Source organism: Bacillus sp. AFS088145 (assembly GCF_002564465.1).
Lineage (GTDB): Bacteria > Bacillota > Bacilli > Bacillales > Bacillaceae_G > Gottfriedia.
Map to the genome: position 1 here is coordinate 33,296 of NZ_NUUX01000001.1, position 12,818 is coordinate 46,113.

The window sequence follows — 12,818 nt, forward strand, 5'->3', positions numbered from 1 at the left end:
TTTGATTTAGAAATATAAGTAACATAACAATTGGTATTAGAGAATGAAATGAGAAAAAGTCATTGCTCAAGAGCAGTGACTTTTATTGTTGTTGTTAATTTTCTTAAGCAACTAATGCATGCATTAGTTGAACATCGATAGGCTGCATCTGCAGTCTTTTATTTACTAATTGTTAGTTTAGTTAGTTAGGGTTACCAAAAATTTCAATATATTCCCTGAGTAGAATTAAGAAATACTGAAAAGAAATACGGGAATCTAATGTTTTAGACTCTTTTTAATTGAAACGAATTTAAAATAATAAAATCTTTATAGATGTATATATTAGTACGACCAATAAAAGTAATAGTTATATACTTTTTCATTAATTTAGTATTGATAAAAATTAACACCACTTTGATCTGTATACTGTCATTTAGGATTTTTTCTTATCCTAAGACTCGTTAAATCGACGAAGATAAGGTTCCTCTTTTCTAATAGTTTTTAACCGGGCCGTGTATTGCCATCACGCCAAAATTAGCTCATTTTTTTTATTATTTTAAAAAGTAATAATAGGAGCTTTTATCAACAGTTAAAATTTTGTATTTTTCAAAAATAAAAACAGTTATATATTATTTATTATCAATGAAATTAACTATTCTTTGAACTGTTTCATGAATTAACATTATTTCTTTTGTACTTCTGGATTCTAAAAGTTCTATATGCAACTTTAAAAGCCAGCCCCTATCCAAATCGTTAGCAGAGAAACTTAGACTGTCTTGATGAAAAATTAAGGATGGAGAAACGTTTAAAGCAATACATATTTTTTCAAGGGTTTCTAATGAAATATTTCTTTCGCCACGTTCTATCCCTCCGATATAGGTATAATGAACATCTGCCTTTTCAGCAAGTTCTTCTTGAGTTAACCCATTAAGTTTGCGGAAATATCGAACTTTGGTACCTACCAAGTTTAAAAATTCGGTCATAAATTTCACCTCTCTTCTATGGTAGAAGAGTAAAAAAAAGGATTACAGTAGTATAAATTAGAAAAAAATGTCAATATTAATACTTATAAGTATTAAAAGGAGGTAAAAACAATGACTTTTCTTAGGGCTAGAATAAAAATAAGAGGTACAAGGCCACTACTTTATAATAATATGAGGTTAGATGCCATATCTCCCTTTCGAAAAGAAAAATCTGGAGTTCCGGGAAATAATCCGGAGGAATGGAAAAACACGTATTTAGCGACCTCAAATGGTCAACTTTATTTAAAACCCGATTACTTATTTTCTTCTATAAGATCCGGTGCAAAACATACAAAAAAAGGATTAGGTTCACTCGAGCCAAGCGTTTCTGCTACATTACATATATTAGATGAAATAATTCTAATAAATAGACATATTTCAATTGATGCAATAGATGATGATCATAAGAAAGATGTTTATATTGATGTACGTCCTGTAACTAGAAATAAAGTAAAAAACATTCGTTATCGTTTAGCAGTAAGTCCTGGTTGGGAAGCTGAATTTGATATCGCCTGGGAATCTACCTTAATCGCAAGAAATCAAATGCAATCAATTTGCATCGATGCAGGTCTCTTTGCTGGTATTGGTGATGCAAGAAAATTAGGTTATGGCAGATTTGAAATATGTTCATTTACTATACAAGAGGAGATTGTAAATGCCTAAAGTAAGAGTTCCTAAAGAAACCTGGGTAAATAACGTTAGACCACTCATTTGGAAAAGGGATGGAAAAAAATGTGTTAGATGTAGAATAAATTTATCTCTTAATGAATGTCATATAGACCATATTAAAAGTGGGAAATTCGCAAATAACTATTTTACGAATCTAAGGACATTATGTAGGAGATGCCATGTTTTAAGAGATGATAAAAATCATTTAGGAATGATTGCTAGTGCTTTGAGAGATGAAATTATCCCGACTGATTGGAGAAAGTATACCTGGGAGGGATAAGTTAAAAAAGTAAATGTTTTTAAGTTATTCTTTTGTTTTGATATGCTAAAGTTATTAAGGTACGGTATGGTAAACTGTGAGTAAGCAGATAATAATATAATAAAAAGGGATTAATAATATAGAACTACCATTTTGAGAGCACATATCAGTAAAATATCGAAACAGTGATTACTGTTCAATAGGATTGACCTACCTATTGCTGATGAGAATATGGTCAAATCTGGTATGGTTGGGTGCGGTTAGGTACGCCGCGGTTCGGTTACGTGTGGTGTGGTATGGATAGTAGACTTATTTTTCATTGCTTTACTACCTTGTGTTTTAGTTCAGTTGATTAGTGATTAAATTTTATTCCCTTGATGGTAAAATAAAATCCCCCAATAGTAGACTGCCAATCCATTTTATGAGATTGGCTTTTTATCATGTCTACTATAAAGGGAAAATATCAATCTACCAAAACAAATCGGTCCATTTGGTTTAAAATTACTTTTTGTTTGGAGCTTACAAGATTTATACAAATGTATTTTTCAACTCATAGCAATAAATCTTCAAATTGACTTATGCAAAGCCATTAGATATAAGACAAAGTATAGCTTATTTCTTTATTAAACTTTTTTAGAGAGGTTAAATTATTATTAAAACAAAAAGCTTTTTATTGCTATATTGTGATATTTCAAATGCTTACCATTTTATAAGAAATAGTTTCAACTTTTTGTTGCCTTGTTCAAAACATTGGAAGCTTTGTTAAAATATATACTATCTAATTCAATCCCAATAAAATTACGTTTTAGATTTATAGCAGCTTGTCCCGTGGATCCGGATCCCATAAAACAATCTAAAACTGTTTCACTTTCATTAGTATGAGTGGAGATAATTTTTTCTAGTAGAGTAACAGGCTTTTGACAAGGGTGAAATCTAACTTTTCCACTTACAATTGGTGCTTCAAAATAAGCCTTATCATAATAGGCATTAAACGTTCTTTTCTTGCCCTTAGTATAGGAAATAAAATACTCTCTGGAATTAGATAAATAATTTACTTTTGCATTAATTGGGACAGGATTTGTTTTTTCCCAAATTCCAATTCTTGGTTGCTTTAACTTCAATTTTTCAGCGTTAAGCCTTATATCACTCATTTTGAAAATATCATAAAAAATTATCATTGTACCACCCGGAACTAGTACTCTCTTAAATTCTTGTAAAAGATTAAACCAATTTATTCTATTTTCTTCTAAATCCCACTCCCCAAACTCCATTGAAATGGAACCAAATTTTTTTTGATCACCACCTCCTTTACTAAAGTTTGTCTTTCTAGATATAAAATATGGCGGATCTGTGCAAATTAAATGAACTGAATTACTAGCAATCTTATTAATTTCTGAATAAGCATCTCCATTTATTAACTTTAAATCTATCTTATAATTTGTCATCAAAATTATCCCCAATCGAATTTAATTTCCTTAGTTGGCTAGGATATTTGAATTAAATTCTATTTATCAAAAGAAAAACTAGGGGACATACATACTTTTTAACAAATTTATAATTTATCTCAAAAATTTATTATCATAGTTCCCATCTTATACGGTAAAAAATATGTAAAGGAACCAAATTATTCAATAAAAAAATCAATATTTATTTTTGTAAATTTTAAAGTAAATTATAAACTTTTATTTGTGGACGTAAAAGTTGAAGAAGATGAATAGGTTAACTACTGACAAAAATAACTAAAATTTTTATAATAAAATTTTCAAAACCAAATTCATGAAACAAAAACAGTAAAAAATTATTTTCTGCCCCACATCTGCCCCATTAGGTTTGTTTCATTCAAATTAAAGTTGTGTTATAAAACAAAAAACCTCTTGATATATAAGAGGTTTAGGTTTGTTCCCAACTGGACTTGAACCAGCGACCCCTACCCTGTCAATTACAGCGTACGAAGATTATTCAGTATTACTGAATATTTTAGGTCGATTAAGTCCATTAAATCAAGTAGTCATTGTAATTTTATACACTACTAGTCTGATATTTCTATTGTTTCTAGTAAGTCTGTGCAATTTTTGTGCAATGATAATCAGTATTACGTTCAAGAGGTAGGGTGCAATTTTTTAATTGTCTTCATTTATTCTTATGTGGATATGTATGTTTACTATTAATTAACTTTTTCAAATCACCTCGGAATAAAGCGTCTTTCATTTCTTTTGGACGAAACGGGATAAAAGGCGCTAAATATGGAACTCCAAGTGATTTAAGAGATGCCATATAAACAATCATAATCACTGTTCCAACTATCAACCCTGTTAGACCAAAAAAATAACCTAAAAATAGAAATACAGTTCGAGTTGTCATCGCTGTACCGTATAGTCCACCTGCTGCAATGGCTATGCTTGCTAAGAAATTAACTCCTACTATAATTAATGTTATTGGATGAATCAATTTCGCAGTTACAGCAGTTTGTCCGACAACAATTGCTCCAATTAGTGAGACGATAATAACGGTTGACTTAGGTATTCGTAAGGAGGCTTCTACAAGTAATTGGAACAACAGCGCTACGAAAAAGATCTCCACCAGAATCGGAAAGACGGTATCTGATTTTTTGAAAAATGAATCAACAAATTGGTGAGGAACCCAGTTATGATGAAAGCGTACCATCGTCACATAGAGACCCAACAACATAATTGACAGAAACCAGCTTAAAAAACGGACCAATCTGTTTGCGTATCTCCCTGATTTTGTATAGTATTCATCCGGTTGTTGAAAATAATGAAGAAATAAAGTGGGTACGATGATCGAATAAGGGGTCCCATTGATTATTATGGCAACTCTACCTTCAAATAACGCTGAAACTACCACACTAGGACGCTCACACGTAAAGGCAAGTGGAAATAGTGTCTTTTTCCCTTCTAATGCATCCTCAATGACTCGTGACTCCATTAAATAAGTTACATCAATTTCTTTTATTTTTTGTCTCGCTTCCTCTAAAACTTTTTCATCGACATACCCCTCCATATAGAGAATCGCTACATCTGTCTTTGTCTCTTTTCCAACTTGTATATTTTCGACACTAAGCTTATGCGTTTGAGACATATTACGAATCATATTAATATTCACCTTCAGATCTTCATTGAATCCAATCAATGGACCCTTTATAGCCCTTTGTGTATCAGGTTCAGTCACTGATTTCTTTTGCCAATCTGAAGAATCCGCTAAAATTCCCTCTTTAAAACCATCAATAAGGACAAGTGTTTTACCCTTAGATAACCCAGTCAAGATTTCATCAAAAGATGTAACAGAACTAACATCAATGATTGATAAATTACGGCATATTAGCGTTTCAATACTTTCGATTTTATGTATCTGTAACAAAGGTGAGAGAATATTTTCCTGTATATTTTGGGTATTCGTAATTCCATCGATATAGATAATAGCAGCATCCCGTTCAATGTCATCATAGATAGTCAATAATCGTATTTTTAAATCAGTTGAAATATGGAGTTGCTCTTTCAAACGATTAAGGTTTTTATTTAAACTTACCGATAAAGTAGATTGTTGTTCTATGTGGTTCACCAATAAACTCCTTCCTTTTTTTAGTTAGTGTCTCCATTATTCTTCTCATTATTTTATTTCAAGTAACTATTCTAAGTTAGTAAGGTCATTTGTTAATATTTATTAAATAGCAATTAGACTTTTTAATTACTAGCAGACTGGGCATATATCCACTTAAAAGGGAGGAAATTCACATCAAACTCAACAATGTAAAATAACTATTACTTAATCATAGTTAGTTAAATTACCAAATCTGATTCATTTAAAAATCAATTTGTTCATTTTTTAAATAACTAAATGGCAGATCATACTACTTTTCAAACTAAAATAGACAAAAAAAAGAGAATCCAATAGATCGGATTCTCTTAAAATTTATTATTCCCCCAAATATATATCAGTAATTTAACATCAATTATTTTAATCCTAATTTAGTTAATACATTATCTAACGTTGCACCTTTATAAGTCTTTTTAGCATTTGGAGCATTTGAAACAGTACTATTTTTTAAACCAAAATTTTTCACTACATAATTCATATCTTTAGCATCAACGATTTTATCAAAGTTAAAGTCAGCTGATGGATTACTAGTTCCCCAGTAAGTTTGTACAGTTAATGCATCCATAATATCGATGACATTATCTTTGTTTGTATCGCCTGCTGCTGCTGCTGGGAGTAAGTCTTTAGTAATTACATAATTAATCCCGCGTTTTTCTCCACGAATTACATCATATGGTTTCACAGTATTATACATCGTAAAATGACCCGGTACATCTACTTTAATTGTATAATTTTGATTGATTTTTAAACCATCAAACGTATAATCGCCACCCGAACTTTTTATCGGAGTTTGCAAATTAATTTGCCCATCATCCGATGTTATGCTCACATTTTCCCCAACATTTTTTTGGTTGATTTTTGTATTAAGTCCGCCAGTAGCTGGATCAATCGTTCCTTCAAGATTCATATAACTTGATACACGTGATACAGTCGCATTGTAATTAAAATACTCAACATATAAATTTGCATTTGCTGTCACCACGTTTGATTGGTCCGTAGTTGTCGCGGTCGATGAAATAACTGGATTGCCAGCTGCGAAATACGATTTATCAAGTGTTCTTAGATCATAATTAAATAGATCCATATCTTCTGGTAACGGTTTGTCACCTGTATAAGTAAATGTCATTGTATAGTTTGTATTTGCTGTTCCACTTGGTGCCGTTTGGAGAGTTACTGTTGCGTCTCCGTACGCTTTCACAGCATCATTTACTTTTACATTTTCAATCACTCCTTGACCGTTATCAATTGTCATAGTGATTTTCGATGTTTTTAAGTTTTTTGTATTGTTGGAGCGAACTTTATAATTGACTGTATCGCCTGTTGTTACATTTTGTTTATTAGCTTTTGCATAATAATAAGGTATCGTATTTTTCGCAAAAACGACACGGACCATATCGCTTTGGTTTTGTGCGACATCCATTCCAAATAATGAGAATGGCCAGAATGCACTTTTGCTATCATCTAACACTTGCTCGTGTACATCACCGTTTGGACCAACTGGTCGTGGGAAAATTGGCTGTCTGAAAGCTAGTCCGCTAAATAAGTTTTGTGATTGATCCTGCATAATGCCGAAGCGTTTTGCATCCTCAATTTCATATTTGCCATTTGCATCGAGTTGGCTGTCATTGTACTCAAATGCACCAGTACCAGTTAAAAGGTATAAAGGCAATACACTACAAGATATTAAAACATCACTAGGCATTAAATAATTATTCATTTGATCCACTTAACTTATTCGTTAAGTGGAATTTTTTGCATTGGTGGTAAAAAAATCGGGTATTATTACTTATCTATCAATCTAGAAAAGGACGATTGATTCTCTTTGTTCAAATCTTTTAATTCCATTGTTTCTAAAAAGTCTGTGGAATTTTTGTGCAATAAATAATTAATGGTTTTAAGGAGGCAGGGTGTCTTTAATTGATCGACTAAAATAAAAAAGTGGATGAATGATCATCCACTTCCTTAATTATCATCATTTACATTTAACTCATCTTTTAATTTCGTTATATAGTCATCTATCAATTTTGAATATCTTTTCTTACTAGACATTAACCACACATATTGAATTTGTATATCCTCGTAACCTTCAATATCTAAAACCTTAATCTCTTCGTTAATGTTGTAATTTTCAGAAATGTACGGAACAAATGAGACACCTAAGTTATCACTAATAGCCTTAAAAATTGTATCAACATTTGTGGATGTAAATAATTCCTTCATTTGTCCAAACTGTTTATAGAAATTATTTTTAAACCATTGCATATATACACCGTTATATACAAGAAGAGTTTCTTTAACGATTTCTTGTGGCGTAACGAATGATTTTTTTGCTAAGGGAGACTTTTTACTTACTAATAACTTCATATTAGCTGTGAATAAATTTTGATAAATTAGAGATTCATTACTTTCTAGTAAATGTTTAATAAATGGTACAATCCCTATATCACTACGGCCCTCTAGTACATCTTCAATAATTTCTTGGCCCGGTTTAAGAAAGACATCAATTGTGATATTAGGATGCTCTTCCTTTATAGCTGAAATTGGATTTAAAAGTTGTGTAATAAACCCCGGTACTGTAGATATTTTTAAATTACCGGTCATATTATCATTAATTAATTGTACATTCTGGATTAATTCTTGATATTTTAGAACGATTTCATTCGCTAAAGGTATAATTTGTTTTCCATCAATTGTTGGAATCGCATTATTTCCTCCTCTTGTTCGTTCGAATAATTTTATCCCTAATTTCTTTTCGATACTTACAATCGATTGACTAATAGCAGACTGACTTACAAATAGATTTTGTGAAGCAATCGAGAAGGAACCGGTTTTTGCAACTTCAACTAGATACTCTAATTTTTGTATATTCATGCTGTAAATATTCGTACTGTTGATACTCATTTTCTTCTCCTTCATATTACATTAGTAATATTTTAACATAATTTCAAATGAATATATCTAGTTAATGTTAATGGTATTATATGTTAGAAAAAGCCTGTTCTCAAAATGTAGAGAACAGGCTTACTTTTATTGTACTCCTAATTGACTCTTAACTGATTCTAAAGTACTTCCTTTATACTTTTTAACTGGTTTTGGAGGAGCTGGAATCCAAGGGTTTTGCATTAAATAATTTTTTTCAACAAATGCCAAGTCTTTCGCATCTACCGTACCGTCGAAGTTAATATCTGCACTTCGTTTATTTGTTCCCCAATATGTTTGGATTGCTAATGCGTCCATCACATCGATTACATCGTCTTTGTTTACATCTCCAGCAGTTCCATATGGAGTCGTTTCTACACCTACTCTATAACCGTTACCATATAATTGACCATCTAATTCAAAACGAGCTTTAAGCGTTTTATAATAAGTTGTAAAATGACCTGGAATATCTTGGATAAACGTATAGTCATCTTTTGATGGATCAATTCCTGCAATAGTAAATGATGCATTTTTTGCGACTACATTTGATTTTACTACTTTTCCGTTACTATCAATTACTGTTAAAGTTGCCCCAGCTTTTGAGTAATCTTTTGTAGAATCAAGAGAACCAGAAGCAGTTTTAAATCCTTCTGCATGAATATAGCCTACAAATTCAGTTTGGTCATTTAAGATCATCATTCCTGGTAAGTCTGTAAAAGCATTTGAAGTTACATTATCTACATTTGTAAACGTTGATGTAACCGGGCTATTAAATGCACTTAGTGGGACAAACGCTATAGCTTGAGATGGCGTAATCGGTTTAGGAATTTTCAGAGTTAAATCTACCGTTGGAATATCGCCATCAACGCCAGTAGTTCCATCAAAATTTACAGTAACATCAGATGATGTATTGCTTCCTGAAGGAGTTTGTTTTACGTCTAATGTCGCTCCAAGCTTTTGAGCTTCAGGATTCAATGAAATATTTGTAATTTTTGTACCTGAAGTATCTGTGAACTTATAGTTCGCTTTCTTTAATTTAGTTACATTATTTGCTGTTAACGTAATTGTTACTGTGTCCCCTGGTTTTGTTACTAATCGATGTTGGTTTAACGGAACATTTGGTTGACCATATACATAAGGCGTATGCTCATTTACGAAATAATATTGACTTTGAAGATTACCGTTTGTTGCTTCATCCATCCCTTCAAATTTCACACTTAATACTTGATTTGGCGTCATTTGGATTTCATCAGATGCATTACCGTCTTTATCAAGTGTCATATTTCCAGTTGGTAAAAATGAATTATAATAATGTAAAAGTTGATTTTGTGTCTGATCAGCAGTAATTCCAGCAGCTTGTTTTGCAGCGACATTATCATCTGTAATATGCCCTGTTACACCGACTGTAGCTTGTCCATCTTTATATTCAACGATTGTTTTTCCTGGTACCTCTCCGTCTACATGAACATCCCATTTTGGTTTTGAACCATCTACAAATAAATCTTGAGTGATTACATATTGTTTTCCGTTATCATCTGTACCAATCATTTTTAATACATATTGCCCCGCTTTTGGTAAGACAACATTATCTGGGTTCAAATCTATTGGGTTATTCGCATCATTTGTAAACGGATAGTAGTAGCCGTAATATACGAATGGTAGTGAATAATCCACACCTTCATTGAAGTTCACTCCGTCCCACGAATTAATATATCCAATATCTTTACCAGTTTTCGGATCCGAAAGGAAGAGGTCAATTGTTCTCATATGTGATTTTAAGTTAATGTTAGCAGCATCAGTTCGATTCCATTTTTGGCTACTTTGAATAACTGATTCAGGCACTGATTTTTTATAAAGTTTAAAGTAATCAAATCCTTGCTCAATATAGTGTACACCAAATGGAATTCGATATGTTTCTGATGGATTGTCTTTGTTTGTATACACTACATAGCCTTCGTAAATTCCTTTTTCAGCTGTTTTTGGAATATTCAAGGTAATAGTTGTTTTCTTTTGGCTAATCCCTTTTAATGTAACTGTTGAATCAGTTTGAACTGTTACATCATTTGCTTGTGCATCTTTTGAACCACGCAGATTTGATTGGAAATTGACTTTTACATCAAATGTTTTCGATTTTTCTCCTCTATTCATTAACGTAACAGAACGTGTGTTTGAATAGTCTGAACCATCAAATGCTACATTTCCAAAACTCAATGCACCTGTATCTTCATTAATTAGTTTTTCTTTTCCATTAATAATTGTTGGAGTTTTTTCTTTGACTTTAATTTCGATAGTTGAATGAATTGCGTTATAAGGATCAATTCGTCCAGCACCTTGCTCAAATACACTATATGGCTTACTTAATGAATCTGCAGTATTCATTAATATTGCTTTTATATCTTCTGGTTGTAAATCAGGTTGTGCTTGTTTTAATAAAGCTGCGACTCCAGTTGTAAATGGTGTAGCCATCGATGTACCAGACATTCTTTGATAAGCATTTTTATAATCAGACGGATTATCTGGACTGTTTATAAAGCCTGGGACAGTTGATAATACACTCACACCCGGTGCCGTAATTTCTGGCTTAATATCATAGTTTACACGTGAAGGACCGCGAGAGCTAAAGTCTGCTAATGTATCTCCCTGAGTTTTCGCTTCACCTATATCATTAAATGTAAAGTTAACAGATCCTGATTGTAGCTTTTGCTTCAAAGCAAGTCCATCTGCTTTAGTTAACGAGAACGTTGGGATAAAATTAACACCATCTCCTAAGAAGGTTGGAATTTGTCCTTCAGTTGGATTGTCATTATACATAAGAACTGCTGCAGCGCCTTGTGACTTAGCGACCGAGATTTTAGAATCTAATGTATAAGTTCCACGACTCATTAGAACAATTTTACCTTTTACATCCTTACCAGTATATGCTTCACCTAGATTTACATCTACAACCGAATTCGTAACACCTTTTAATTTTGAGATATCATCCCCAGCGCCTTTTGCCATCAAAAGTAATGATGCAGTTACATTGTCGATCGATCCTTTTCCTCCAAGTGTCGTAATTGGAACACTGCTGGCACCAACTGTTAATGCTAGAGCTGCTGTACCAGGTGATCCTACGGTATACATCTTATTACCTGCATTTCCAGCTGCAACAACTGCTGTTACTCCATTTAAAACTGCATTATTAATTGCGATACTAGTAGGATACATTGGGTCATTATAATTAGCACCTAAAGAAAGACTCATAATGTCCATTCCGTCTGCTACTGCTCGATCGATTCCAGCTAAAATACCATCCGTCGTTCCACTGCCCCCAGGTCCAAGTACACGATATACATAAAGGTCAGCATCTGGAGCGATTCCAGTAGTTGCAAATTCGCTAGCATTTTTCCCTTGTCCTACAATCGTTCCGGATACATGTGTTCCGTGTTCAGTTACATAATTTGCTGCTCCAGAACTTCCTCCCGGCTTTCCAGCTTTTACCCAATCATCATTTGTCGTTTCCATCGGATCATTGTCATTATTGATGAAATCGTACCCGCCTTTAAAAGCGCCTTTTAGATCCGGATGATTGTAGTCTACCCCTGTGTCCAGTACAGCGACCTTTACCCCTTTACCTGTATAACCTTCTTGATGTAATTTATCGATTTGTAGGTATGATCGCTCGTCTGCCATTCCTTGGCCTTGTGTTTTAGCTGAATCTTCTGCTTTTTCTACTGGAAGATCTTCCTTAACAGTTTCATTACTATAAATCGCTTTAACAGCTTTTGAATTTAGAAGAGTTTTAACTTTATTTGCAGGAATCTTTAATGAGACTCCATTGAACGCATTTTTATATTTTCTACTTATTTTATATGTCGTGTCATCATCGCTTGATAGCTTTTGCAAGTCTTTGTCAAATGTTTCATGATCGGCATCTTCTAAACTTTTAGCCTCACTATCAGATAAGCTATTACCTTTTAAAGCTGCTTCAAGCACCGCCACTTTATGTGGCTTTTGATTGAATTGTACAATTACAGAAACATCTTCTGAACTATCTATATTAACATCTGGATTTAAGAATAATCCGGATTGATCATTCTTCGAAATCTGTGTTAAAGCCTCTCTTTGAGCAGGTGTTAAATTAGCTAAAATCGACTCTGCATTCGTATCGAATGTCGCAGCCTTTACCTTTGACGATGAATTAAAATATGAAGCATGAAAACTACTAGAAATCAAACCTACACCTAATGTAATAACTGTAGCATTTTTTACAATTTTTTTATTTGTAAACTTCTTCCCCATTTTCCAGTCCTCCTGCATGTTTATTGATCTGTACTGATTGAAAATCATTCTAAATCTATTAATAGATTTTCTTT

At 32.7% G+C, this 12,818-nt stretch carries 8 protein-coding genes; 2 read left to right on the top strand and 6 right to left on the bottom strand.

The features are described from left to right. Positions 1-608 precede the first annotated feature (608 nt). Positions 609-962, bottom strand: coding sequence for a helix-turn-helix domain-containing protein (locus tag COI44_RS00160; protein ID WP_098426124.1), 354 nt, complete (start codon positions 960-962; stop codon positions 609-611). Positions 963-1,073: 111 nt separating this feature from the next. Between COI44_RS00160 and COI44_RS00165 the strand changes: the two genes are divergently transcribed. Together COI44_RS00165 and COI44_RS00170 are read left to right on the top strand one after the other, a co-directional pair. Further along, positions 1,074-1,664 carry a hypothetical protein gene (locus COI44_RS00165; protein ID WP_098426125.1) on the top strand — a complete coding sequence of 197 codons (591 nt, stop codon included), beginning with the start codon at positions 1,074-1,076 and terminating at the stop codon, positions 1,662-1,664. Further along, entirely contained in the window at positions 1,657-1,950 is a 294-nt protein-coding gene (locus COI44_RS00170; RefSeq protein ID WP_098426126.1) for an HNH endonuclease, read from the top strand. Before COI44_RS00165 ends, COI44_RS00170 begins: the two co-directional genes overlap by 8 nt. A gap of 701 nt (positions 1,951-2,651) precedes the next feature. On the opposite strand, the gene COI44_RS00175 is transcribed toward COI44_RS00170, so the two are convergent. The 5 genes from COI44_RS00175 to COI44_RS00195 all read right to left on the bottom strand — a co-directional run bounded on the left by COI44_RS00175 (position 2,652) and on the right by COI44_RS00195 (position 12,744). Continuing rightward, the gene (locus tag COI44_RS00175; protein WP_098426127.1) at positions 2,652-3,374 is read right to left on the bottom strand and encodes a DNA-methyltransferase; all 723 of its coding nucleotides are present in this window, start codon (positions 3,372-3,374) and stop codon (positions 2,652-2,654) included. A gap of 685 nt (positions 3,375-4,059) precedes the next feature. Next, a complete protein-coding gene (locus COI44_RS00180) occupies positions 4,060-5,508 on the bottom strand; it encodes a spore germination protein (protein ID WP_179886947.1) in 1,449 nt (482 codons plus the stop codon). Positions 5,509-5,899: 391 nt separating this feature from the next. Then, on the bottom strand, positions 5,900-7,261 hold the full coding sequence (locus tag COI44_RS00185; protein ID WP_098426129.1) for a dockerin type I domain-containing protein: 1,362 nt from the start codon (positions 7,259-7,261) through the stop codon (positions 5,900-5,902). Between the two features lie 245 nt (positions 7,262-7,506). After that, positions 7,507-8,445 (bottom strand): LysR family transcriptional regulator, encoded by a 939-nt coding sequence (locus COI44_RS00190; RefSeq protein WP_179886948.1) that lies wholly within the window; start codon positions 8,443-8,445, stop codon positions 7,507-7,509. A 126-nt stretch (positions 8,446-8,571) separates the two neighbouring features. Then, positions 8,572-12,744: a S8 family serine peptidase gene (locus tag COI44_RS00195; RefSeq protein WP_179886949.1), complete on the bottom strand. Its 4,173-nt coding sequence runs from the start codon at positions 12,742-12,744 to the stop codon at positions 8,572-8,574. Positions 12,745-12,818 lie beyond the last annotated feature (74 nt).

Bases quoted from the DNA above. Each gene is read 5' to 3' on its own strand.
- COI44_RS00195 (WP_179886949.1), bottom strand. From the start codon at position 12,744: ATGGGGAAGAAGTTTACAAATAAAAAAATTGTAAAAAATGCTACAGTT.
- COI44_RS00165 (WP_098426125.1), top strand. From the start codon at position 1,074: ATGACTTTTCTTAGGGCTAGAATAAAAATAAGAGGTACAAGGCCACTA.
- COI44_RS00175 (WP_098426127.1), bottom strand. From the start codon at position 3,374: ATGACAAATTATAAGATAGATTTAAAGTTAATAAATGGAGATGCTTAT.
- COI44_RS00185 (WP_098426129.1), bottom strand. From the start codon at position 7,261: ATGAATAATTATTTAATGCCTAGTGATGTTTTAATATCTTGTAGTGTA.
- COI44_RS00170 (WP_098426126.1), top strand. From the start codon at position 1,657: ATGCCTAAAGTAAGAGTTCCTAAAGAAACCTGGGTAAATAACGTTAGA.
- COI44_RS00190 (WP_179886948.1), bottom strand. From the start codon at position 8,445: ATGAGTATCAACAGTACGAATATTTACAGCATGAATATACAAAAATTA.
- COI44_RS00160 (WP_098426124.1), bottom strand. From the start codon at position 962: ATGACCGAATTTTTAAACTTGGTAGGTACCAAAGTTCGATATTTCCGC.